General features: G+C 46.6%; 16 protein-coding genes and 1 pseudogene. 7 read left to right on the top strand and 10 right to left on the bottom strand.

Annotation, left to right across the window (positions count from 1 at the left end; genetic code table 11):
- The first annotated feature begins 575 nt into the window (after positions 1 to 575).
- A pseudogene (locus ACZ2XM_RS15005) lies at positions 576 to 861 on the top strand (BrnT family toxin).
- The gene (locus tag ACZ2XM_RS15000; protein WP_490589836.1) at positions 848 to 1,144 is read left to right on the top strand and encodes a hypothetical protein; all 297 of its coding nucleotides are present in this window, start codon (positions 848 to 850) and stop codon (positions 1,142 to 1,144) included. The pseudogene ACZ2XM_RS15005 and the gene ACZ2XM_RS15000 overlap by 14 nt, the downstream one beginning before the upstream one ends.
- A 327-nt stretch (positions 1,145 to 1,471) precedes the next feature.
- Here ACZ2XM_RS15000 and ACZ2XM_RS14995 read toward each other — a convergent pair whose 3' ends face one another.
- The 10 genes from ACZ2XM_RS14995 to ACZ2XM_RS14950 form a co-directional block, all read right to left on the bottom strand.
- The gene (locus ACZ2XM_RS14995; RefSeq protein WP_490589835.1) at positions 1,472 to 2,389 is read right to left on the bottom strand and encodes a response regulator; all 918 of its coding nucleotides are present in this window, start codon (positions 2,387 to 2,389) and stop codon (positions 1,472 to 1,474) included.
- Between the two features lie 92 nt (positions 2,390 to 2,481).
- Positions 2,482 to 4,857 (bottom strand): sensor histidine kinase, encoded by a 2,376-nt coding sequence (locus ACZ2XM_RS14990; RefSeq protein WP_490589834.1) that lies wholly within the window; start codon positions 4,855 to 4,857, stop codon positions 2,482 to 2,484.
- A gap of 276 nt (positions 4,858 to 5,133) precedes the next feature.
- A complete protein-coding gene (gene hrpA, locus ACZ2XM_RS14985) occupies positions 5,134 to 9,315 on the bottom strand; it encodes an ATP-dependent RNA helicase HrpA (protein WP_490598341.1) in 4,182 nt (1,393 codons plus the stop codon).
- 421 nt (positions 9,316 to 9,736) lie between these two features.
- On the bottom strand, positions 9,737 to 10,576 hold the full coding sequence (locus ACZ2XM_RS14980) for an HAD family hydrolase (RefSeq protein WP_490589769.1): 840 nt from the start codon (positions 10,574 to 10,576) through the stop codon (positions 9,737 to 9,739).
- A 161-nt stretch (positions 10,577 to 10,737) separates the two neighbouring features.
- Complete coding sequence (locus tag ACZ2XM_RS14975) at positions 10,738 to 11,043, bottom strand: hypothetical protein (RefSeq protein ID WP_490589770.1); 306 nt, start codon at positions 11,041 to 11,043, stop codon at positions 10,738 to 10,740.
- Between the two features lie 13 nt (positions 11,044 to 11,056).
- Positions 11,057 to 11,659, bottom strand: a complete 603-nt coding sequence (locus tag ACZ2XM_RS14970) for a DUF1543 domain-containing protein (RefSeq protein WP_490589771.1) — start codon at positions 11,657 to 11,659, stop codon at positions 11,057 to 11,059.
- A 315-nt stretch (positions 11,660 to 11,974) separates the two neighbouring features.
- The gene (locus ACZ2XM_RS14965) at positions 11,975 to 13,009 is read right to left on the bottom strand and encodes an alpha/beta fold hydrolase (protein ID WP_490589772.1); all 1,035 of its coding nucleotides are present in this window, start codon (positions 13,007 to 13,009) and stop codon (positions 11,975 to 11,977) included.
- Between the two features lie 286 nt (positions 13,010 to 13,295).
- Positions 13,296 to 13,982 (bottom strand): aldehyde dehydrogenase family protein, encoded by a 687-nt coding sequence (locus ACZ2XM_RS14960; protein ID WP_490589773.1) that lies wholly within the window; start codon positions 13,980 to 13,982, stop codon positions 13,296 to 13,298.
- Positions 13,983 to 14,034: 52 nt separating this feature from the next.
- Complete coding sequence (putA, locus tag ACZ2XM_RS14955; RefSeq protein WP_490589774.1) at positions 14,035 to 17,208, bottom strand: bifunctional proline dehydrogenase/L-glutamate gamma-semialdehyde dehydrogenase PutA; 3,174 nt, start codon at positions 17,206 to 17,208, stop codon at positions 14,035 to 14,037.
- Between the two features lie 711 nt (positions 17,209 to 17,919).
- Positions 17,920 to 19,215: an NCS2 family permease gene (locus ACZ2XM_RS14950; RefSeq protein ID WP_490589776.1), complete on the bottom strand. Its 1,296-nt coding sequence runs from the start codon at positions 19,213 to 19,215 to the stop codon at positions 17,920 to 17,922.
- Positions 19,216 to 19,777: 562 nt separating this feature from the next.
- Between ACZ2XM_RS14950 and tolQ the strand changes: the two genes are divergently transcribed.
- The 5 genes from tolQ to ACZ2XM_RS14925 all read left to right on the top strand — a co-directional run bounded on the left by tolQ (position 19,778) and on the right by ACZ2XM_RS14925 (position 24,639).
- On the top strand, positions 19,778 to 20,506 hold the full coding sequence (tolQ, locus tag ACZ2XM_RS14945) for a protein TolQ (protein WP_490589777.1): 729 nt from the start codon (positions 19,778 to 19,780) through the stop codon (positions 20,504 to 20,506).
- Complete coding sequence (gene tolR, locus ACZ2XM_RS14940; RefSeq protein WP_490589778.1) at positions 20,503 to 20,958, top strand: protein TolR; 456 nt, start codon at positions 20,503 to 20,505, stop codon at positions 20,956 to 20,958. The genes tolQ and tolR overlap by 4 nt, the downstream gene beginning before the upstream one ends.
- A gap of 204 nt (positions 20,959 to 21,162) precedes the next feature.
- Positions 21,163 to 22,182 (top strand): energy transducer TonB, encoded by a 1,020-nt coding sequence (locus ACZ2XM_RS14935; RefSeq protein ID WP_490589779.1) that lies wholly within the window; start codon positions 21,163 to 21,165, stop codon positions 22,180 to 22,182.
- Positions 22,183 to 22,455: 273 nt separating this feature from the next.
- Positions 22,456 to 23,781, top strand: coding sequence for a translocation protein TolB (locus ACZ2XM_RS14930; RefSeq protein ID WP_490589780.1), 1,326 nt, complete (start codon positions 22,456 to 22,458; stop codon positions 23,779 to 23,781).
- A 189-nt stretch (positions 23,782 to 23,970) separates the two neighbouring features.
- A complete protein-coding gene (locus ACZ2XM_RS14925) occupies positions 23,971 to 24,639 on the top strand; it encodes a class I SAM-dependent methyltransferase (protein WP_490589781.1) in 669 nt (222 codons plus the stop codon).
- Positions 24,640 to 24,736: the final 97 nt, after the last annotated feature.

Below are 24,736 nucleotides of genomic sequence, written 5' to 3'. Positions count from 1 at the left end.
CACGCTCACAATGCTCGTGATTCGATGATAAATTGTACCAAGAACTCATGAGATTTATCATCAATCAAGATACAAGGGTGAGGTTAGCGAAGCGTAACCGAGCAATTAAGATTGATAACAACGGTGGGTTACATTTAAAAAACTTCTCTACGAGAGTTTTTAGAACTAACGCCATCCTATGTATTTTGTAGCAATCCTACGAGAATTCATGATTAATATTCTAGATTTTCCAGAATCCGTAGCGTGGGTAACACCCACGGAAAAGTTGAAGTTATCCTCCGTCAATGCTGGGCTAAAGCGCCAGCCTACATAGCACTTTTTAAGTCTGTGAATTTTCATCATATAGACCTACCCCGTTGTTTAAGCCAACGAAAATACAATCCAGTTTTGCAAAATAATGTCCCTCCCCCTGTTGTTAGAGGGAGGTCAGGAGGGGGTTAACACAGGAATGGAAGAACGTAACAATGGCCGCTATACTTAAAGCAACCTAATATGAATTCAGATATAGCTATAAACTGACAATTAATTTTAGTAACCTCTACAAACCTACAATTATTTTCAAGAGACACTCTCTAATGATTGAATTTGAGTGGGATGAACAGAAAAATGTTAGTAACCGCCTTAAACATCGCTTATCATTCGAAGAAGCGGCTCGCGTATTCTTTGATCCCTTTTTGTTTGCGCCGCCAAGATAGATTTGAGAATGGTGAAGAGAGGTGGCAAGCTATTGGTGAAGTGAATGGGGTTACTTTATTGCTAGTCGCTCATACTCAAAGAGAGGTGGAGGGTGGTGAAATCATCCGAATCATATCAGCACGACGTGCTACGAAAGCTGAAAGGAGATGTTATGAACATGGTTAGATATAAATCTAATGAACTTCCGTCTTTGACCGCTGAGCAAGAAGCAAACTTACAAAGACTGGCTACGCTTCCAGACAAGGATATTGATTTGTCTGATATACCGGAAGCGACAGGATGGTCTGGAGCCATTCGTGGCAGCATATTGTCAAATGACCCTACTACCAATGAAAGCCTTGTGAGTCCTAGTATTATTGCTAGATTCCAAGATAAAGCCAAAGAGACAGGTGGCAACTACCAAGATATGATTAATGATGCCTTAGAGGAGTATCTTTTAGATCATTAGGTTTATAAACCTCATAGCGCCATCCTTATGTATCTCCTAGTCCGTAACGTAGGTAACACCCACGGAAAAGTTGAAATTATTCTCCACCAATGCTGGGCTAAAGCGCCAGCCTACACAACACTCTTTTAAACCTCTGGGTTTGTACCGTATAGACCTAGCGCACCGCCTAAACCAATGAAAATACAATCCAGTTTTAAAAAAGAACATTCCTCCCCCTGTTGTTAGGGGGAGGCCAGGAGGGGGTTCTCTTAATTATTAATAAAAACCTCTTAAGTCAGTGGGTTTCCACCCAAGGAAAAAATTTCACCCCAACAATTAAAAACCACCCTAAGCCCTACTCCACCGACCAAATTTTAACTTAGCAAAGAAGCTTTTAAGTTTGCTCGAAAAGTCTAAACCTGCAACCTCCGGCGCCTCTTCCACATGATGTCTGGCCGCCAATATCGGCTGCTGCACCATTTTTTCGTGTTCACGATAAGCGCGCTCTAGGCTAATGCTCATAATGGCGAGGTTGGTCGGACGTGGCAGACAGCGATAAATCTGTCCCTTATTAATCAAATCAATGATCAGATGCGCGTCTTTAAATTCGGTCAGCATCAGCATCATAAGGTCGGGTTGGATGTTTTTTAGGGCATAGACGACCGGAGCAATATCCTCACCCCCTAAGCTCACATCAGCAATAGCAACGCCAAACCTCTCACGCTGCAGCAGTTCAGCCGCTTGCTCTAAATTGCTCGCCCAACTCACCTTGTAGCCCGGTGAGAAATGCTCCTTCATCTGCTTAAAGACCTCTTTATCATCGTCTAATATTAGAATATGTCGGTTGCGACTCATACTAACCGCTTCGTCTATTTCATGATCAATATCTTTAGTTTGTAGCGCGATTTCCGTGGCTTTATTGACTACTTTTTTGAGCTCATCATTTTGCCAGGGTTTAGTGATATAGCGATAGATCTCACCTTCGTTCACTGAGTCCACCACGGCGTTCAAGTCTGCATAACCAGTCAGCAGAATACGAATTGTATTGGGTGAAACCTCTCTGACCTCGCGCAACACTTCAGTGCCCTGCTTATCAGGCATACGCTGGTCGCTGATGACCACCAATACGTCATTATTCTGGACATAGTCAATTAACACAGCAGGGTCCGTCGTGATAAAGACATCATGGCTCTGACGAAAGTGCATTTTTAAGCTGCGTAAGATACGTTCTTCATCATCAATAAAAGCAATTTTAGGTTTTGACATGGGTAGACCTTTTTGATTTAAGTAGAGTAAAGAGATGACCACGTTAACCAAAGCTAATTTAGAGTTAGCATTAATAACGCGGCTGGTTATCGCTAAGCTTCAAATAGCGCCTTAGGGGCTTGCTGTGCCTGAGAAGACGTCTGAGCAACTGGTAGCGTCATCACAAACCTTGTGCCTTCACCGATGCTAGACTGTGCTTCTAGTTTGCCCCCATGTTGTTCCATAATTTCTGTAGAAATCGCTAACCCTAGACCCGTACCCTCGCCTGCTTTTTTGGTCGTGAAAAACGGCTCAAACATACGTGCCAATACTTCCTCAGCCATACCTTTGCCATTGTCGGTCACACTGATAGTCACGGTATGCTCATCTGCAAGCGCTGAAACGATTGTGAGCTGACCTTTTCTATCGCTAGGGATAGCTTGGGCAGCATTATTAAACAGGTTAAGCAGTACTTGGTTAATCTGCGAGGGGTTGCATTGCACCGGCGGTAAGTCACCTAATTCTGTAATCACATCCAAAGTCTTTAGATTATTACGCGCCATGACCAGCGAGCTATTGATACAGTCATTAATATCGATATCTTTAATCTTTGACTCATCGATTCGGGAGAAGTCACGCAGGCTAAGCACCAGTTCAGCGATTTGGTCGACCCCGAATAGACCATCATTGACCAAGCCTGCTAAATCTTCGCTGACCTCGTCTTCTTTGATTTCCGCACAGCATTGCAAGGTAGCAGTAATAGCAGCATCTCGCTCTTCTTGGCTAGCGTCTGCATCTTTTAGCACGGTTAATAATTGCTCAGTATGCTGAGTCAGCTCATCAAAGCGCGATAGATTTTCCCCGACCAACTCCATGTTACTGCGAACATAACCTAACGGCGTGTTCACCTCATGCGCCACGCCAGCCACCATTTGTCCTAGCGTTGCCATTTTTTCGGAACGAACCAGCTGGACTTGTGAGGCTTTGAGCTCATCCATAGCTTGTTGTAAGGCTTGCGTTCTCTCCACGACCTTTTTCTCTAGCAACACATTAATCTCGGCAAGCGCTCCTTCGTTTTCCACGACACGGTCAATCAACTGATTGGTCTGCTCACTGATAATTTGGATTTCACTCACATTGGATGTCGGTAGTTTATGTGCGCCTAACTGTTGATATTGCTTGCGTTCAATCAAGGCACCCATATCTGCTACAGCTTCTGCCATATGGCGTAGCGGTCGAGTAAAGTAGTTACGGAAAGCCCAAGCCGTCATGAGTAGGATAGGGATAAAGCCGAATAGCATGTAGCGCAGTAGTTGGTTAGACAAACCATTTGCCACACTCGTTAGCGCGCTGTCTGGCTTAACGATGACCATCTTCCAATAAGTGAAGGGCATGCGGAAGATAAAGGCGGTAGACGGCTGTTTCAAAATAAGGTCGTTAGGGACGGCCACAGTATCTACCAAATGACTTTCAACAAAGTTCATCGATTGCTTGCCATTGAGCAGCAATAGTGCTGAAAGCAATTTAGATTCTTGCGGGCTAATTTGACCCGCATTGGTAGTACTGACAATGCTATTGGCTGCGAAGTTATAGCGACTCTCATCGGTCGCAATGGCTTTATCCAACAAGTCATCATTGATGGCCATTAAGTGTTCAGCGATAGGGGCAAAACCGGGCTGTGCTTTGGCGAACGCCTCGACACTTAGCATCTCGCCTTGTGGATTGGCACGCGACTCATAAGTGATTAAGGACTTATCAGGAAAAGTTAAAAAGCGGTTGTCCAAGTCGATCAAAAAGACATAACCCCCTACTTTCTTTCGCCACACTTGCATAGCGGCATCGAGATTATCTAAGATAAGGTTGAAGGAGATGACCCCATCAAACGCCTGATTGCGACTGTTATACAGCGCTTTCGCACAGGTCATCATAGGAGATTTGGTGGCTGGGTCAATATAGGCGCGGCTCCAAACACAGTGGTCATGGCGTGCATAGAGCGCAGGGATATACCACGAGTCACGATAGTAAGGGTTAAACACGGTCTCTTTGGCGTTATAGCGCTCCGTGCGCTGCATCACCCCTGAGTTATCTCGCGCCCAGACAAAGGACTGACGCTCTTGACCAGATTGATACATATTTGGATCAAACCACACCCCGCCGCCCACGATATTCTTGTCCGTTTGATTCATCAAGTTCCCTAAGGTATCTTGATAAATAGCTTGGTCTTTTGGCAGGCCACCGCTGATAGCGCTGGTGGCCTTGGCTATACCATCTACGCGACTAATATTCGCCATAATACTGTTGATAACTTCGTTACCAATGCCTTCGATAGACTCTGAGGTCATGGCAACGACACGCGGTTTGGCATAGGTCTCAATGACCCAATTCACCATCAACGTAATCAACATAAAGGCCAACGCTAAGATTACTAGCATACGGGTGGTAATACTGCCAAAGCGCTTGGCAATACTCGTGGGACTGATCTGTCTCATGTGTTTTGACCCTATTTAGGAGCTACTGGGTCACCTATCGCTAGGTAGACAATCAACACTGTTCAAAGTCCATGTCAAGCAGGCTGACCGTGCTAGCAGTGATGCTGAGCCGCAGCCGTTATAATTAGGCGTCAGGGTAAAGGGTAAATATGACAGTTTGATGATAGAAGGTAGATTAATAAAAACGAACGGCAAAAAAATATCGCACAATTTTAATTGCACGATATTCGTCCGTTCATCTGTTAATTGTTAGCTGCCACTAGCTAGTCATAAAGTTTAGGTTAATTTTTCCCATACTTTATTTAAGCGTTTTGGCGAGACCGCACTTCGGGTCTTCATCGGTTGCGCAAACAATTGAATGCGATACTCTTCGACCAACCAACGGTACTCACTGATTTTTTCGTCAGCGGCACGGCCAGCAAGGCGCTCCATATGCACGTCCAACTCATAGACCGCATCCAAGTCGTTATCTAGATTGTGCTCAAGGCGATCAATACGAATCTCCAATGCCTCTAAATAGCGCGGATACTGCTGCCAATGCTCAAAGTCCATGCGATAGACGAAATCAGACAAGTGTAGGTCTTCTAACTGATCTTCAATATCGTCAATAGACTCCCCAAATATTTCACGGTCTAACATCAATAAGCGCTGACGGATACGTTGCCAACGAGTATAGACGTTTTTCAGCAGCTTAATAATGGTCTGACCTTCAAGTAAGAAGTTATCTAATACCGACTTAGCGGTCTGCGCATAATCCGCCTCACTCATCGGCAGCTTATCCGCCAAGATTTCGGTCAGTTTATCCGCATTGTCTGGCAGTATATCTTGATGGTCAAAACGTGTGGCATGGGTTTCAAGCGCTGCATCTAAGGTCGCATCGACAAGGATAGTTTTTAACTTGTCCATATTGCCGAGTGGTGCAAAAGCCAACTTAAAGGCATTATCCACTTGATTAGTCAGCTGCTTTTGCTTGGCACCCAATTGCGACTTGATTAGCGTTAGCACCCCTTTACGATGCGCTTTAAGGGCAGCATTCACATCGGTAAATTGATGAATAGAGACCGCTTCACCCGCCTCATCAGCGACTAAGGCAGCAAACTGCTTCATCACCACGCCCGCACTATGACGGTTTTTGCTAAATCTAAAGTGCTCAGGGAAGCTCGTATGCATGCCGTGCATATCGGCTTCGCTCATCAAGGCTTGGCTGGTCTCGCTAGCATGGCGAATCTGCAAGGTCTCTAAGTCGCGACCTTTTTCAATCAGACGGTTTTTATCATCGACCACACAGATTTGCGGTTGCAGGTAGCGATCGATACTCGACGGATTAAAGTCTTTTGGCGTTAATCCCACAATACCGCGGCGCTGCAAGGCTTGGCACAACTGCTTGAGCAGACCGACTTGTTGGCTATTCTGCTGCTGATACTCTAACTCATCGAATAAACTGTCCGCCGTATCGGGAATCGGGACAATTTGACGACGGATATCTTTCGGCAGTGAGCGCAATAGCTGTAGCACCAACTCATAGCGCCAACCTGGTACGCCCCAAAGTAACTCTACGGCATCCAACTGCGGCAAAGCGGCTAATGGTACGCGAATGGTCACACCATCGTCTTCACTCGCTGGATCAAAGACGTATTTTAAGGGTAATTTTAAATCTCCCAACTGCCAGACTTCTGGAAATTCACCAGTAGTCGGTGCGGCTTCGTTAAGGACATCCTCGTCAGTGAAGAACAGAAACTTACTGTCCGTCGTCTCCACTTCCGCGCGCCAGTCTTCAAAGGCCTTACGGCTAGCGATATGCTCAGGAATCTTATGATCGTAAAACTGATATAGCGCTTCTTCATCTACTAGCAAATCACGACGGCGTAATTTGTCCTCGATGCGCTCAACCTGGGCAATCTTATCCATATTGTGCTGTAAGAAAGGCGCTTGGCGACCGAAGTTACCCGTAACCAGACCATCGCGAATGAAGATTTCGCGGGCTTCCTCAAGGTTTACCTGCTCGTAGTTGGTCAATTGCTTGGCTATAACGATAAGGCCGAACACGCTAATCTGCGCATAGGCTTTCACGCGGCCCGACTTCTTCGACCAATGCGGCTCAAAGTAATGGTATTTAACCAAATCGCCTGCCGCCGAGATAATCCACTCCGGCTCAATTTTCGCGACTGTACGCATAAATACTTGCGAGGTCTCGACGATTTCAAACGCCATGACCCACGGTGGCACTTGTTTAAACACCGTACTGGCTGGGAATATCTTAGCTTTTTGCTGACGAGCGGCCAGATACTCACCACGGTTTTCCGTTTTATGAGCAATAACAGATAGCAGCCCTGTAAGTAGCGCACGGTGCAGATTGGCATACCTGACTGCGCGTTGTTCCTCATCCACACTATCGATGAGTATCAATTCCGCCGCTGAGCTGTTGTTGTTTTTAGCATTGCTTTTAGCGTTAGTTTTAGCTGGCGTGTCCGTGAGTTTTAATTCCGTGACCATCTGCTCGAGTTGGCGATAGGTTTTTTGCCATTCTCGCAGTCGCGGAAAGCTCAAATAGTTCTTTTTGGCGAATTGCTTACGCTGGCTGCTGGATAATTTATTGCCATCTTTATCCGTCTCAAAGACGCTCTTCCACAAACTTAAGTAGAATAAGAAATCCGAGTCCTCTTGACGGAATACCGCATGTCTTTGATCCGCTTGAGCACGTTTTTCTGCTGGGCGTTCACGTGGGTCTTGTACCGCTAATGCCGCCACGATAATCAGCATCTCGCGCATACAATCAAAGTCACTACCGGCGACTAACATGCGTGCCAGCCTTGGGTCAATCGGCATCCGCGCCATCTTTTGACCGGTGCGCGTCAGCTTGATCTCATTCAGGGTCTGTTTGCTAATTGGTTTTTGACTGTCGCTATTTTTCGCAGTAATAGCACCCAATTCATCGAGCAACTTACGACCATCTTTAATCAAGCGGCTGTCTGGCGGCTCAATAAAGTCAAAGTCATCGACACTGCCTAGACGCAAGCTTGCCATTTGTAGGATGACGGACGCTAGGTTGGTACGTAGAATCTCAGGCTCGGTAAATTCAGGACGGCTGGTAAAGTCTTCCTCAGAATACAAGCGAATACAGACACCGGGCGCCACACGACCACAACGGCCTTTACGCTGATTTGCTGCGGCTTGGGAAATCGCTTCAATGGGTAAGCGTTGGACGCGTGAGCGATACGAGTAGCGAGAGATACGCGCAAACCCTAAATCGATGACGTAGCGGATACCAGGTACGGTCAAAGCAGTCTCTGCCACGTTGGTCGCGATAACGATGCGGCGACCTCGACCGGATGGCGAGAAAATACGCTGCTGCTCTGCATAAGTTTGCCGGGCAAACAATGGCAAGACTTCAGTATGGCGCGGGCCATGTCTTACCAATACTTCTTGGAGCTCACGGATCTCCGCTTCAGTAGCGGCAAAGATAAGGATATCAGCTTGTGAAGGATGACCTTTACTATTGGCATCTTCAAAGCACTCTTCGACAGCGGCTACGACAGCACGCGGTAGATTGTCTTCGAAGTCATCATAGCTATCATCATCTGAGCTGGTGACCGGCTCATCAGTCAACGGACGATAGCGGACTTCCACCGGATAACTGCGCCCTTCCACATCAATAACTGGCGCATTAATAGTCCGTTTGGTCCGAGCATCATAATGCGAAAAGTATTCGCTAAAGCGCTGAGTATCGAGCGTCGCCGAAGTAATAATTACTTTTAGGTCAGGACGCTTGGGCAGTAAATTCTTCAGATAGCCCATGATAAAGTCAATATTAAGACTACGCTCATGCGCTTCATCGATAATGATAGTGTCGTATTTGGTGAGGAAGCGATCGTGACCTAATTCAGCTAGTAAGATACCATCCGTCATCAATTTAACGACTGATTTTGCAGTGCCTTGCTCATTAAAGCGAATCTTAAAGCTGACCGTCTCCCCTAGCGGCTCACCTAACTCTTCAGCAATACGGTTAGCGACACTTCGAGCAGCCAGACGTCGAGGCTGCGTATGGCCGATCTGACCGGTAATCCCGCGACCCGCCAGCATAGCCAGCTTAGGCAACTGCGTTGTCTTACCCGACCCGGTCTCACCCGCTACAATAATGACCTGATGGTCTAAGATAGCCTGTACCAAATCTTCGGCACGTTGACTCACCGGTAGGTCGTGGTTAAGTTTTGCTGCTAAATTCTCTGGGATACTATCAATACGCTCTTGCACCGCTTGCTGCGAGCGTTGTTTTGCCTTGTCGTATTGGGCTTGTTTGTCGGCGAGCGTTTTTTGTTTATTATGGTCTTTACTCTGTTCACCTTTTTTATGAGCCGGCTTGCGGTTTGCCTCACGCTTTAGGTCACGTTCTAGGCGGGTTAAGAAATGTCTGTCTTTCGCCAATACGGGCAAGTCAGCCAACTGCTGGTAATTGGGCATAGTGATAGCGTTAGAGGGATTGACTATTGAATTATCATATTCAGCTGTGGACGCTACCACCGATGAACCTTCTGCTGGTAAACCCATATCTTGGGCAGCAGTCGTGGTTTTATCAGTAGCATTCGAGCTTGTTGTCGAATTAATTGTTGCATCACTGTTTGCATCGATTGTAGTTGCCTCAGCGGCGGTATCATTTGGCATATTTGGTAAGGTTTCCGGAGCAGAATCAGGCATTGGCTTAGGCTATTTTAATTTTATAGGTGGGTAGAATATGAGGGTGAATGGCGACAGAATCAAGGCAAACCCCTTTATCTGGCTATGATAGATAATGGTTAGGCCGGCAAGTATATAGATAAAGAACTGAACCCAGAATTTTTTCTACCATTAGATGACGATGAATTAGCACTATGGGAACAATAGGTTAAACCACCAAAAATTTATCCAGCACCGCCTGAATACCAAACTCCTCGATAGAGCCTGTGACCAAATCAGCCCGCTCAATCAATGCCGGTTGACCATCGCCCATCGCCACACCACAACCGACCAAATCAAACATTTCTAAATCGTTCATACCATCGCCAAAGGCCATGGCATCGGCAACTGCTATCCCATAGTAATCACAGACATCTTGTACCGCCCGCGCCTTGGAGGCATCCACTGGAATAATATCAGCGCCCATATTATGCCAATGCACCAGCTTTAAGCCGTATTTAGTAAAGTCGATATGTTGCATTTTATCGGTTTCAGTTTTGAAAATCACCGAACACTGATAGGTAGCATTGGTCTTGTAGAAATCAGGATCGACAATAAAATAGCTACGCTCTACCATCATAGCTTTGATGCGCTCATGCGCCACTGACCAAGCAATATAGTCTGTAGAATCAAGTTTATAGACGACCTGCTCCTGCTGACAGATTTGTACGATTTGCTCGGCTTGCGCTAGCGTCAAAGGATAATGCTGAATCACAGCCTCGTCGCTACGTTGCGGGCTTACCTCTGCATCGTCATCCTCGTGGTAATGCTTGCAAAAGCTATACTGACCATTCATACAAATAATAGCGTCGAGCACCCCTCTATCATGCAGGTCCAGAATATCGTCTGGCAGCATGGGCTTGGCGCGACCTGTGGCTATCACCAGTTTGATATCAGTGTCTGCTAGCGCTTCTAAAGTCGCTTGGTTATGCGGGGCAATAATGCCATCACGGCTTAGGGTATCGTCTATATCAAAAAAGATGATTTTGGGAGTAAATAAATGGCTCATAAAAGGTTTTCTTCTTCAAATTCATTAAATTAACTGGATTTTTTATTACTTATTTATACTATTACTTGAGTATTTACTTGAGTACTTTTTACTAAAATGAAAACGGCCTAAATGCCGCTTTGACTCTGTTGCCTTAACTATGCTCACTTAATTTGAGCTGTCTACTCGCTACTGGTGATAATCACCTGTTGTTTCTCAGCCGCGGTGTTAAAGAAAGTCTGTAACTTTTGCAGTTGCAGCATAGGAAAAGGCAAATGTAGCGACAGTATTAACCGCTCAAACGCGACCATCTCATCGGCCAAGACCTGAGCAATATCCGGTTGAATCTGCGGCTGCTCATAAAGATTATCAATCAACCAAGTCAGTTGCGGAAACTTAGCATTATCATGCACCTGATAAAGAGTGGACACTAAATCATCTGGGATTTGGCAGCGCGTTCTGCGAATCAGGCCGTTTTTATAATACATATTAAGAGCCATATTATGACAACTTCCTTAAATTCTTAATGCTTAAATATCCGATATAGACCTTATCTTCTCTCGACTCTATGCCTGTCGTATCCGCGGTGATTTGCAAGGCTCCTGTGGGCAGCAACTCATTGACGTTATAAATCTCATCGATATCCACTTGATGCTTATCATCTATATGTGAGGCAGCATCAAACGGCGTATCTTTATCTTTAAAGCTGTATTTTTTATAGAAAGCACTTTGCTTGGCTTGTTTAACAGCCTCGGCTTGGGTCGGCGCCACGATAAGCAGCTTATGGTGGTATTCTTCAAAATCGCCGGGCAGATAACCGCCCAAATTAATAAAAAACAGCTTTAAGTCTGTGGCGTCATCTACTGTGCTTTCATGAGGATCACTTGACTCTGCTGTAGCCAGCCAATCAATACGATAGCCATCCACACGGGTCACGGCACGATAAGAGTCCACATGCCATTTATTGCTCACTTCTGGCCAATGCTCATTGATAGCAGGAATAAGCTCAACTAAGTCATCAGCTATGCCAAAGAACATATCGTGCTGCTCAATCAAACGGCCTTTGGGTCGACCACCGAGCTGAACCATAAAAAGTGTGGGCATACTGCCTCCATGACTACTGTGCTAATTTTTATTAATAACAAATTTATATTATTCAGAAATTCTAACGGTTATAGCGGGTGAAGTCCGTCAAAAAACGTTACTAAGCCTTAAGACAGAGTAATGTCTATATGAATAGCCACATAACTAGATAGGCGCAATAGCCCAGCTAGATTGAGGCGCTAAGGGAAATTATGAAGCAAAAAAATACGACCCGATACGGCCGTATTGAATCATTAACTCAATAAAACTAATCCAATAAAATAGTTAAGAACTATTGTGTCACTTAATCATCGTGTATTGCTTAATAACTGCGTGTCATTTACTACCTGACGCGCCGGCACTAATTGACTCACCGTCTAAAAATGCTTTGGCAACTGCCGCTGTGGCTATAGCATCCTCTTCTTGCGGCACATGCCCTAAGTCCGGAAACATCACCAGCTGACTGCCTTTAATATCTTGATGAAAAAGCTCGCCATTCTCCGGTGGGATGAGATCATCTTGCCCGCCCCAGAGGATTAAAGTTGGTGCGGCGATATCTTTGATACGTGCTTGCTGTCCTGGACTATCAAACTCACGCATCCGCCGGCCTAACGCACCTCGGTTACCTGCGCGTAGAGTCAGCTCATAATAGCGGTTGACCAGCTCATCGGTGACCTTAGTATCATCGGCGTAGACGCTAAGCAAACTTTTCTTTACGACCGAGCGTGGTAATACTCGTTTAATGAGCGGGTCAAGCTTAGGATATTTCGCCAGTTTAAAGCCAATCGGTACGTGTTTGGGGGTGGCCGGATACCCCGCAGCATCGATTAAAATCAGCTTATCGACCCGCTCAGGATAATTGACGGCGCTGAGCCAAGCCACTTTGCCGCCTAGTGAATTACCTACGAAGCTGGCACGAGTAACGTGCAGCTGATCCAATACCTGCATGACGAAATCCGCGTAATGATTGCTATGGTAGCTCTTAGCCTTATCTGCAAAAGGTCCCGTCAAGCCAAAACCAGGCAAATCCATACGGATAACACAATAATCCTTATCCAGCTGCTCCGCCCACCCATTCCAAGTGTGGAGACTGGCGGAGGTACCGTGCAATAACACTACGACAGGCGGCTCAATACCAACTGGACCTACATGTTTAGTAGTCTTGTTATTTTTGAGCTGTTGGCATAATCCAGATTGCACCACATGGGCTTGGGTGCCTGCTATGTCTATGAACTCACTGCCAGGCAATTGCCACTGCGACAGGTCAGCCACACTACGGTCGGGTGCACGCAACAGCGCGAACGCTAGCGCAGCTATCACCACAATACTGAGTAATAGACCTAAGAGTATGGAGCTGAGCCGTCGTAGCATGTTTGGGCGTCCCTGAGTATGTTAGTGCCACTATGGCCAGACTAATATAGTCAATTCATTCAATATTGGCTATAGAGTCACTAGGGTGTGTCCTTAATTAACGACAATAGCACGAAAAATTTGGCATAAAAAAAGGCAATGGTGCCGCCGCGAATGCAGCCAACAACCATTGCCTTATTTAAACACTATACACTCAGCCCAGTAAAGCACACTGATGTGCGCCTCAGTAAAACCTAGGTGAGCGTACAGTAACTAGCTCTAAACTACGCCGTGAAAGGCTTTACGATTAAACCAACTCTAGCAAGCTGGCGTTACCACCGATAGCTGTAGTATTAATCGTCTTCACGCGCTCAGTGACAAAGCGATAGAGGTAGTCCGGTGTCAACATCTCACGGCAGCCACTAACGTCAGTGACCGCAATCATTTGCGTCAGGATACCATCGGTTTTAGCCAGCTCAGACGCTAGCTCTTGCATCTCTGCAGGGGTCCCCACAGCAGCGACTTGAGCTAGACGATCCATGTGCAGCAAAATAGTGGTCTGCGAGTCATTAGCAATGCTAATCACATCTTCTTTAATACCGGCATTGTACAAGATATCCACCACTTCTACGCAGATTTCAGGCTGACTAGGATAATGTAAAATCACCTCATTACCGGCCAACAGCGCTGCTACCATCTGCCCTAATACCGGCAAAGTTTTGGCATTTTCTGTCCCGATGACCATAGTCTTGCCACGAGCGTCTAGGTATAAGTCGTTGGACTCGCCGGTCGCGCCATTCATAGCCATTACGGCATCTAGCTTAGGCGCTTGCTCAAGCAGATGGGCGAATAAGCGCTTAGCTTTATTAGCGTTACCCGTAAGTAGTGCTAAACGCGGGCTAGCCGCTTGCAAAAATGCCGTACGATCAGTGGCACTCAGTAAACGCCATTCTTCACAGATTTTTGCATGATTTTTTTTGAATTCGGTCGCCATAATAAGGCTCCTATTAAATTAGCAATAATAGAGTTAAGGGTCTGTAGACTATCTACGCCTCTTCCCAACGCATTAGGCGTGCCACATAATGAGGACCACCCGCTTTAGGACCCGTACCTGACAGGCCACAACCACCAAAAGGCTGGACATCGACTACTGCACCGATCTGGTTACGGTTGATATAGGTATTACCCACCATCGCACGGCGTTCGATATGCTCAGCCATACGCTCGATACGGGTATGAATACCTAAAGTTAAGCCAAAGCCCGTCGCATTGATGGCATCGATTAAGTTATCCATTTCACCAGCTTTATAGCGTAATACGTGCAAGATAGGGCCGAAATGCTCACCCGCAATCACATCGATACTCTGCACTTCAATAGCGGTAGGTAAGACATAAGTCGCTGACGCCTGCTCGCTAGCCGCTTCTGCGCCCAGTGCGGTTTGCGCAATAATAGTCGCAGTAGGTTCTGCTTCCATACGGGCGATATGACGCTCTAGGCCCTCTTTGGCATCCTGATCAATGACCGGACCCACATCGGTAGTGATGGCTAACGGATTGCCCACCACCAGCTCGGCCATATGCCCTTGTAACAATTCGATAATGCCATCTGCAATATCGTCTTGTACGCATAAGATACGGCAAGCTGAACAGCGCTGGCCTGCAGAGCCAAAGGCAGATAATACTGCGTCTTGAACCACTTGCTCTGGCAAGGCGGTTGAGTCAACGATCATGGCATTCTGACCACCGGTTTCAGCGATGAGAATAGGCAATTCTGCTGAGGTGCTGGCCGTAGCTCGCTCCGCATTTAAGCTTTGGTTAATACGCTGCGCAGTCTGGGTCGAACCGGTAAAGATAACGCCAGAGATATGGTCTGCTGCCGTCAATGCGCCACCGACTTCACCACCACCGATTACCAACTGCAAGGCACTGTGAGGCACACCCGCTTGGTACATAAGCTGGGCGGCAAAGTAAGCAATCAGACTGGTCTGCTCAGCAGGCTTAGCCACGACCGTGTTACCGGCAGCTAATGCGGCGACCACCTGACCGGTATAAATCGCTAATGGGAAGTTCCAAGGGCTAATACAGACAAAGGTACCGCGCGCTTTAAGTCGCTGAGAGACCGTTTGACCATTTAGATCAGTAAAGGTATTAACATCAGCCTCTAAACGCTCGGCTTCATCGGCATAGAAGCGACAAAAATCAACGGCTTCACGAATCTCATCGATGCTGTCTTGCATGGTCTTGCCAGCTTCTAACTGACATAACGCCATGAATTCTGCATAGTTTTCTTCAAACAGATCGGCAATACGGCGTAGGATACTAGCACGCTCAGTGGCCGGTACTTGTTGCCAGTTTTCTTGTCCAGCGATGGCCGCAGTCACCGCTTGACGCGCCTGTTCTGCATCAGCGTAATGGGCTTGCCCAACGAGCACATTATGATTCCATGGCGCCCGCACTTCTTGACTGTTTTGCGTATTGGTATCGGTAGCACCATCAATGACAGAAGCCGCCGTCCAAGTGTTCGTCAAGTAGCTATCAATAGCCGCTTTAAACGGAATCCATTGTGACTCTACATAGATGTTGGGACCAAAACTCGCCTGACGGTCGCCATAAACATTTAATGGTAGTGGGATTTGCGGGTTATGCAAGGTCGCATTGGCCGTTAGCTTGTCATACGGATGTATGGTTAGCTTTTCAATAGGATAAGATTTGTCTAATAGCTGATGGACAAACGAGCTGTTGGCACCATTCTCTAACAAACGACGCACCAAATATGGGAGCAAGTCTTTATGCGCGCCTACTGGAGCATAGATACGTACTGGGATTTGATAGGTCTGCAAGATATGGTCATACAACGCATCGCCCATACCATGCAAGCGCTGAAACTCAAAGTCTCTGTGCGTGCTCATGGTCATAACCGAAGCTAAAGTATGCGCGTTATGGGTAGCAAACTGTGGCCAAATCAGACCGCGTAGATGCTCACTTAATAGGAATCTAGCGCAGGCAAGATAAGCACAATCGGTGCCTTCTTTACGGGTCCATACCGGATAGCCAGACAGCCCTTTTTGCTGTGCCAGTTTAATCTCTGTATCCCAATAAGCGCCTTTGACCAAACGTAGAGGGATACGGTCACCCACTTCTCTAGATAGGCTAGCCAACCAAGCAAAAATAGCAATAGCGCGCTTAGAGTAACCCTGCACGACTAAGCCCAAGCCATCCCAACCAGCAGTGAGCGGATCACGGTATAGCGATTCAAAAAGTTTTAGTGAAATCTCTAGGCGATCGGCTTCTTCTGCATCGATACTCAGATCCACATTCACTTCGCGAGCAGCTTCAATGAGCAGCAAGCAACGCTGACGCAGCAACCCTAAAACTTGTGCTTCTTGAGTGGCTTCATAGCGCGGATGCAAGGCAGACAGCTTGATAGAGACTGACGGCTTCGGCATACCTTCGTTGACTTTGATACTGGCCGTGGCTTTAATCGCATGCAGGTAGTCAGCAAAGTATTTTTCGGCATCTTTATTGGTAATCGCCGCTTCACCTAGCATATCAAAGGAATAGGTATAGCCTTTTTTGCGGTACGGTTGGCTATTGCGGTTGGCGTCTTCGATAGTTTCGCCTAACACGAACTGATGGCCCATGATACGCATGGCTTTTTGCATGGCCGCACGGATGACTGGCTCACCCATTTTTTTGGTCATGCGGTCTAAAAAGCCACTGGCGGTCGTGCTCTTATCAATACTGACCACACGGCCGGTCATCATCAAGCCCCAAGTGGAAGCATTGACGATGAAACCGTTGTTGTCTTTTAAGTGTTTTTTCCAATCGGCGACGCTCATCTTGTCTTGGATCAGCGCATCAGCTGTCGCATTATCTGGCACACGAATCAGCGCTTCGGCCAGACTCATCAGCAAGATACCTTCTTGGGTATCCAAGCTATATTCTAGTAATAGCGAGTCGACCATTTTGACGGCTTTGTCATTTTGGCGGACATGGCTGACCAGCTTTGCGGTCTGGTCAGAGATCGCCTGTTTTTCCGCATCTGTAGGCTTGGCCAGCGGCAATAATTGGCTGAGCCAAGTAGCTTCATCCACGCTATATAACGGGGAGACACGGGATAACAAAGTCGCAGGACTCTGCTCAATATAGGCAGGGTTTAATAACTCTACTGGCGAAAATAATATTGGGTTTTTGGGGGTGAATTGCTCGATTGGGGGCATACCGACTCCATGCTTAGTCAATAAATAACATAAGGTTATATTTAGTTGCCCTTTTAGAAGTCTTTATACTCAAACAAAGTTTTTCATAATAGATACACTCACCCAAGTATTTGCGAAAGCAATGGGAACAAGAGTATTAACAGAGCACTGTCGATTTGAGCAATAACGATAGATAAAAAGGCAATTAAACAACATAGTCAATCAAGATGAATGTGCCAATGTCAGCCAGATACGGGGCAGTTGGCTCACTGAGCCTATGGCACGCGCAAAGGGGCTAAAAATAGCCGTCTCATACAGTAGATCAACGTAAGCGGCATTAACGCCTTCTTCATGGTGATAGTGAATACGGGGGAACATAACGCAGATTAAGTCGGTATAGGTGAGAACAGCTACCAGTACAGACTTAACAGGTAATGTAATTAGCGAATTAACGCTAAGGTATTATTTCACTGTCAGAAAAACCTCTTCGGCTCTAAGGACTGGGTACTGCTACCTCGTCCAGTTGAGGTGATGCGCTTAACTGACCGCATAGTATCACGAAAATTCTAGTCAAACTATACGTTATATGCATAGTCGCTAAAAAATATTTAAATTTTTTTCACACCTAGGCTACACCCCCCTAATAGCAATACTTGTAGCGAATAAAAAAGCCCCCTATCAACCACAGTGACAGAGGGCTTCCTAGCATACTAACAGGGCTTTTGGCAAAGCTTATAAGAAAATAATTTTAGCCAATAATACCGCGCTTAATACCCAAACCGCGATACTGATTTCATTAAATTTACCCGTGGCCGCTTTGATGACCGTATAAGTAATAAACCCAAGAGCAATACCATCTGCAATTGAGTAAGTTAGCGGGGTAAACAATAACACCACAGCTGCAGGAGCGGCTTCGGTAATGTCTTCCCAATCGATTTCTTTTAGTGAGAACATCATTAAGACGGCCACGTAAAAGATAGCACCAGCAGTCGCATAGGCAGGAATCATACCGGCCAATGGGGCAAAGAATAAGCTGAGTAAGAACATTACCCCAACCGTCACCGCCATTAGACCCGTACGACCACCAGAGGCTACCCCTGAGACACTCTCAATATAACTGGTCGTTGAGGAAGTGCCTAGCATAGCCCCAGCCACTGTGGCTGTAGAATCCGCCAGTAAAGCTCGGCCCATATTAGGGATTCTGCCATCTGCACCAATCAAGCCCGCTTTGGTGGTAATCCCCACCAGGCTGCCTGTAGTATCGAATAAATCAACAAATAAGAAAGCAAAGATAACCGCAATCATACCTACGTTAAAGGCACCTGCGATATCCAATTGCATAATCGTTGGCGCAATGCTCGGTGGCATCGACATAATACCGCCGAACTGCGTTTGACCAAATATTAAGCTGATGATGGCAATAATCAAAATACCGAGAATCACCGCACCAGGCACACGTTTATGCGCTAAGGCTGCGATGATGAAGAAGCCTAAAGCGGCCATAGCCGGGCCAAAAGACGTCATATCCCCTAGCATGACCAAGGTGGACTCACGAGCAACAATAATACCTGCACTTTGTAAGGCAATAAACCCTAGGAAAGCCCCGATACCTGCGACGATACTCTTTTTCAAAGTACCCGGAATAGCATCAATGATCCATTCGCGAATCTTAAAGAGACTCAATAGGATGAAGACACACCCTGATAAGAAGACCGCGCCAAGAGCCGTCTGCCAAGTGTAGCCCATACCTAGGACGACGCCATAAGTAAAAAAGGCGTTCAGCCCCATTCCTGGTGCTAACGCCACGGGTAGCTTCGCAAATATACCCATGATAAAACAGCCAACCGCTGCTGCTAGACAGGTCGCAACGAAGACCGCCCCTTTATCCATGCCGGCTTCTGCCAAGACATTCGGGTTAACAAAAATGATATATGCCATGGTCAGGAAGGTCGTAATCCCTGCCATCACCTCGGTTTTAACGGTGGTATTGCTGCCATTAATCCCAAAATAACGTTCAATTGCATTCATAAGTGACGCCTAGCTTTTATTAAATTAGTCAAACAATACAACTGCAAGGATGGTTTCGCAGCCAGTGTATTAAGGATGGGTAACAAATAGTAACATAACGTTGGAATAATTGAGATAAATAAATTGTGCGCCTTTCAGCCACTGCTGGGTCTAAAAATACTGTAAACCTATACGTTATACTATCGGTCTCAACTTACTTACTGATTTCTGTCTTAAGGATATAAAAGCGCGCCATTATACAAACATTTTGCCCGCTTGTACGCACTATGACTGGTTAGATTAAATATCATAGCCACCTTAATCCTATAAGCCATTTGTATGCCAGCTATCTACAAACTATCTATATATACAAGCTATCTGCAAAATATAGGCCAATTAACTGCTACCGCTTTTATTAGGCATGGTAGTACAATACGCGACATAATAGTCGGCATAATCTGAGTCTATGCATATTTATAGATGACGCTGTCTTTATTTAGCAGTACACTAGCCGGTTGCTATTTGGTTTATCCTTTATCCTGATTATTGCTTTACCCAACCCCTCTCAAAAGTGAGCTTTTGCATGCCTGAATCGTTAAATATCATTGAGCTGATTACCCAAGCTAGTTTGTTGGTACAGATCGTTATGGGGCTATTATTACTGGCCTCACTGCTGTGCTGGGTGATGATCTTTCGCTTAAGTGCGCGGCTAGGTACGGCCAAAAACTTTGACCAACAATTTGAGTCTTGGTTTTGGTCCGGAGAGGACTTGGCAAAATTGTACCAAGGCGTCCAGAACTCGCCAGACCGTCAAGGGCTTGAGCAAATATTCTATGTGGGCTTTTCAGAATACTTGAAGATGCATAAAAAGCGTCAACCTAAGCCCGATATTATCGATGGCGTCGAGCGTAAATTACGCGTCGGTCTGGGTCGTCAACAGCACTTGCTAGAAAAAGGCCTGCCTACCCTCGCCAGCATCGGCTCGGTAGCGCCTTATGTGGGTCTATTCGGTACGGTGTGGGGCATCATGAATGCCTTTTTGGGATTGTCGCAGACCGAACAAGCGAGCCTAGCTGCCGTAGCCCCTGGTATTGCAGAGGCCTTGATTGCTACAGCTATGGGTCTATTTGCCGCTATTCCAGCCGTGTTGGCTTATAACCACTTTACCGCCAAAGCCAACAGTATCTATGACTCACGCGCGCTATTTTGCGAAGAGATGACGGGGATGCTACTACGTGAGACCGCAGCCACGCCCGCTCCTGTGGCCCAAGCTGTCCCACAAGAGCAACCTGCGCAGGTAAGCTCGCTATGAAGACCAGCCCTTATCGCCGTGAAAGAAAAGCACTCAATGCGGAGATGAACGTCGTCCCTTATATCGATGTCATGTTGGTGTTGCTGGTTATCTTTATGATTACGACCCCTATGCTGACCACAGGTGTAGATGTGGACTTGCCAAAAGAACAGACCAATACCATCAGTAGCAGCAGTCAGTTGCCGGTGATCGTATCGCTAAAAGACAATGGCGAGATTTTTATCAGCTATGAGAATAATATCGACCAGCCTATCACCCAGCCTGAACTCATCGACACCCTCTCGCGCCTGCAAAGCCAAGACTCGGGCACTGAAGGGCTGCAAGTCATGATTAATGCCGACCAAAACAATCAGTATGGCTCGATTATGGAATTGATGGCCAGTTTGCAGCAAGCAGGGATTAAAAAAGTAGGCTTATTAACGGGTAAACCTTTACCAGAGCCTGGCTTGTAATCCAGTTTTCAATCAAGGTCATAGGGTTTAAAATAGTTCAAGCTGGTCAATAACAAACTAGCGAGACTGCCACAGTAAAGTAAATGGCGAAGTGCTAACCTCGCTGTTCATTAATCATTGTCAATCCATCGTTGTCAATCAATTATAGTCATATGCAGGGTCTATTGCCCTAACGCTAATGACTATGGGAAAGGTAAGCGTTACATGATTCAAGGCCCCTCCGTCTTTGTTCCTACCCCGCCTGAAGGGGATGGCATCACGCTGCCGACACTATTGAGTGTCTTGGCGCATGGACTGCTGATTGGCTTTATTCTCTATACCCATCAAGCACCTACCCTAGAGACTCCGCCAGGTATTGAGGCCACTATGGTCTCTCCTGAGCAGTTGGCAGAGATGCAAGGTCAGATTTTAGCCAACCGTGCCGCTATGGCGGAGATGGGAGCCTCTGGCGCAGGTGACTCTGAGTTTGCACCGATGGAGAGCAGCGAGAGCTTTAGCAGTCAAAGTAGCAGTAGTGCATCAGCTAGCAGTAGTGGCTCTAGACGCGTGCCTGTCTTTGTCCGTTCTGATGCCCCTTCCGATATGCCGACTGAAGACGGTATTATGGTCACGCGGGAATACCAACAGCAAGTGCAAGAGGCTGAAGCCGAATACGAACGCAAAATGGCAGAATTGGCCGCACAGATAGACCAAGCTTGGCAAAATGATGAGCAAGCTATTCAAGACCAAGCCCGCCAGAGCGAGCAAATCCGACAAGAAAGGGTCAATCAACTAAAGCGTATCGAAGCCAGTCAACCGACCGTGCAACGCCCAAAACGCCCCGAGGCGAAGACGGGCAATAAGTCCAAAGACTCAGATCGTATCTCTATTGATCTCGCGGATGGTCAAGCCAAGGTCAGCAGTCAAGGCAGTCCTACTAGCAACTCTAATAGCAGTAGTAATAGTGCCGGCAGTAGTGGCCGCTCTGTAAGCTCCTATAAAAACGATATTGTGAATAAAATTCAAAGCCACTTTACTCCCCCTTATGGTAGTGAAAGTGACTTTACCAATTTATCGCTGCGTTTGGATGCCAACGGTAATGTGTTATCCGCCAGCGCCAGTGGCTCTAGCCCTGAGGTCAATGCGGCGGCTGAGAGTGCTGCTTTTGCGGCCAGCCCTCTACCTATCGATACCAGCAATCCGAAAGCTTTTGCTTCGATTCGGGTGAAGATTAAGGGCAGTTAGCATTCATAGCCAATTAGCATTCATAGCCTGTTAATAGGAATAGCCAGTTAGCATTAACAGCCCGTTGATGCTAATGGTAATGCCTCCTTGCTGAGGGTCATAGGAGCTATTATGACGGCCTAACTTATCCCCTTATCCCGCACAATAATACTATTGCTCAACTACATGCCTTTGACGAAATCTAATAATTTATCTGCTATAGTAAGCAAAATCAGTAAGCAACATTCTGCATACTCCCCATTAGAAAACTATATTAATAAACGGTAATTCTCTATGAAAAAAACTCCCCATAATATGGCGAAAGATATTGCCTCTTTCGGCTTAGTCGTCTTGGGCAGCATGACGTTGATGCCAGTAATAGCCCAAGCAGAAGACCCGCTTGAATTAGAATTCACTTATGTGGCGCCGAAACAACAAAGCCAAGTAGCCTTTGTGCCGTTTGCGGGCGATACCGCCATCTCGCCTGTCGTCCTCAATAACTTAAGCCAAACCGAACTGCGCGCCACCAGTCAGAACTTACCGCAACAGCCGCATAGCAGCCGCGAGCTAACCGGTACCTTACCCGTCTGGCAAAAGACCGGCATCCCTTACTTAGCGGTAGGCAGCACCCAGTCTAATAAAGGCAAAGTCGTCACCACTTTTGAAGTGATTGATGTCAAAACAGGGCGCAGTCTAGGCGGTGAGCAAACGCTAACGGCCAATAACGACCGAGCCAGCCTACGTTATGCCGGCCATGTTATCGCAGATAAGATTTATGAACTCATCACCGGTACACCGGGCGACTTTTCAGGCCGTATTGCCTATATTCAAGAGTCAGGCAGTGTCAAAGATAAGACTTCGCAATTGATGGTGATGGATGCGGACGGCGAAAACGTCATGCCGATTAGCCCCCCTATTAAAGGCGCTATCTTTTCACCAGCTTGGTCCCCCGATGGCAACCGTATCGCTTATACCGTGCATATGCCGAACAGCTATCCGATGATTTACATACAAAACGTCACTACTGCCAACTCACGTCCGCAAGTCCTCACCGCTGGCCTGAAGGGCAGCAATATGAGCCCCTCGTTCTCTCCAGATGGCGGCAGTATCTTATTCTCAGGCAGTCATGAGGGGACGGCAGACATTTACCGTATTAGCACTTCAGGCGGCGCCGCACAGAAAATCATTGGCTCGCCCTACGCTGACGTAACGCCCAATTACTCTCCTGATGGCAAGTCTTTCCTCTATGTCTCGGACCCAGGTGGCAATAACAAACCGCAGATTAACCGTTATGACTTTGCTACTGGTAAAGTGACTAAGGTGTCTAAAGGCGGTTATGCCGTGCGTCCCCAGTACAATGCGGATGGTACACAGATTGCTTTCTTAAGTGGCAGCTCAGCGGCGATTATGAATACCTCAGGGGCTATCGTGACCAATCTCGGCAGCACCGGCATCGATGAAGCGCCAAGTTTCTCTCCCAATGGTAAGCGCGTGGTGTACTCGACCAAGCAAGGTGGCAAAGCTGTGCTGACCATCAAATCACTTAGCGGTGGCGATACCTTGTATAAATCAGTTGCTGGTACCGTGCGCTCTCCGGTTTGGTCGGCTACGCCAAAGTGAATTAAATCTATATTTTTAATGCAATGATTATCACAAAATGGCGCCTTTATTTATATAAGGCGCTTTTTTTATGGGACAGTAGCTTAGTATGATAGTTGCTATACTGAATAAAAATTATTTATTAAAAAATTACTGGATAACAAACTAACGCCAGCCTTCATCCCGTAGAGACCCCACTTAGGAACTATCATGACTGCAAAATCGGCTTTCGGCCTAACTACCCTAAAAAGTCTCTATGATAATAAAGTCTTGCCAATCTTAATCGATAAGGCTTGCGGTTTAGAGAGCGTTAGCCAGCAAAGAGCTTTGGTCGTTCCCAAAGCCAGTGGCGTGGTGCTAGAGATTGGCGTGGGTAGCGGCCTGAATGCCAAGTTTTATAACCCACAAAATGTGAAACGAGTCATAGGAGTCGACCCTCATCTACAGCCATTGACCCGACAGCGCTTTGCTGCCGTAGGTATTGAGTTGGTGTCGCAGCCGTTGTCTGCAGAAACCTTACCGCTTGCAGATAATAGTGTAGATAGTGTCGTGATGACTTTTACCTTATGCTCTATCCCCAACCCTAGCCAAGCCTTAAGCGAAATCCGCAGAGTGCTCAAACCTGCTGGCAAGTTATACTATGCGGAGCATGGCTTAGCCCCACAGCCCAAGCTAGTGGGTAAAATACAGCAAGCCATTACTCCCGTTTGGAAGCCACTAGCCGGCGGCTGTCATTTGGATAGAGATATTGAAAAGTTACTAACCCAAGCAGGGTTTACGGTATTGGGTGAGCAAGGATTTACGCAGGGCGTCAGTATTGTGGGGTATCATTACTGGGGGGAAGCGACTGCTGCTACTGTTAATACTTTGGTTGAGTAATACCAATGCCTTATTAGTATCGGTAAGACAGCCTTTATATTAAAAATTACTGCAAAAAAAACGCCGCTATTTATATACGGCGCCTTTTTTAGCCAAG

This window comes from Psychrobacter sp. CoH-33_TS_01 (assembly GCF_058189395.1).
The sequence above is the reverse complement of the archived record's forward strand: the minus strand, read 5'-3'. Positions and strand labels throughout refer to the sequence as shown.

Bases quoted from the DNA above. Each gene is read 5' to 3' on its own strand.
- ACZ2XM_RS15000 (WP_490589836.1), top strand. From the start codon at position 848: ATGAACATGGTTAGATATAAATCTAATGAACTTCCGTCTTTGACCGCT.
- ACZ2XM_RS14995 (WP_490589835.1), bottom strand. From the start codon at position 2,389: ATGTCAAAACCTAAAATTGCTTTTATTGATGATGAAGAACGTATCTTA.
- ACZ2XM_RS14990 (WP_490589834.1), bottom strand. From the start codon at position 4,857: ATGAGACAGATCAGTCCCACGAGTATTGCCAAGCGCTTTGGCAGTATT.
- hrpA (WP_490598341.1), bottom strand. From the start codon at position 9,315: ATGCCCAATTACCAGCAGTTGGCTGACTTGCCCGTATTGGCGAAAGAC.
- ACZ2XM_RS14980 (WP_490589769.1), bottom strand. From the start codon at position 10,576: ATGAGCCATTTATTTACTCCCAAAATCATCTTTTTTGATATAGACGAT.
- ACZ2XM_RS14975 (WP_490589770.1), bottom strand. From the start codon at position 11,043: ATGTATTATAAAAACGGCCTGATTCGCAGAACGCGCTGCCAAATCCCA.
- ACZ2XM_RS14970 (WP_490589771.1), bottom strand. From the start codon at position 11,659: ATGCCCACACTTTTTATGGTTCAGCTCGGTGGTCGACCCAAAGGCCGT.
- ACZ2XM_RS14965 (WP_490589772.1), bottom strand. From the start codon at position 13,009: ATGCTACGACGGCTCAGCTCCATACTCTTAGGTCTATTACTCAGTATT.
- ACZ2XM_RS14960 (WP_490589773.1), bottom strand. From the start codon at position 13,982: ATGGCGACCGAATTCAAAAAAAATCATGCAAAAATCTGTGAAGAATGG.
- putA (WP_490589774.1), bottom strand. From the start codon at position 17,208: ATGCCCCCAATCGAGCAATTCACCCCCAAAAACCCAATATTATTTTCG.
- ACZ2XM_RS14950 (WP_490589776.1), bottom strand. From the start codon at position 19,215: ATGAATGCAATTGAACGTTATTTTGGGATTAATGGCAGCAATACCACC.
- tolQ (WP_490589777.1), top strand. From the start codon at position 19,778: ATGCCTGAATCGTTAAATATCATTGAGCTGATTACCCAAGCTAGTTTG.
- tolR (WP_490589778.1), top strand. From the start codon at position 20,503: ATGAAGACCAGCCCTTATCGCCGTGAAAGAAAAGCACTCAATGCGGAG.
- ACZ2XM_RS14935 (WP_490589779.1), top strand. From the start codon at position 21,163: ATGATTCAAGGCCCCTCCGTCTTTGTTCCTACCCCGCCTGAAGGGGAT.
- ACZ2XM_RS14930 (WP_490589780.1), top strand. From the start codon at position 22,456: ATGAAAAAAACTCCCCATAATATGGCGAAAGATATTGCCTCTTTCGGC.
- ACZ2XM_RS14925 (WP_490589781.1), top strand. From the start codon at position 23,971: ATGACTGCAAAATCGGCTTTCGGCCTAACTACCCTAAAAAGTCTCTAT.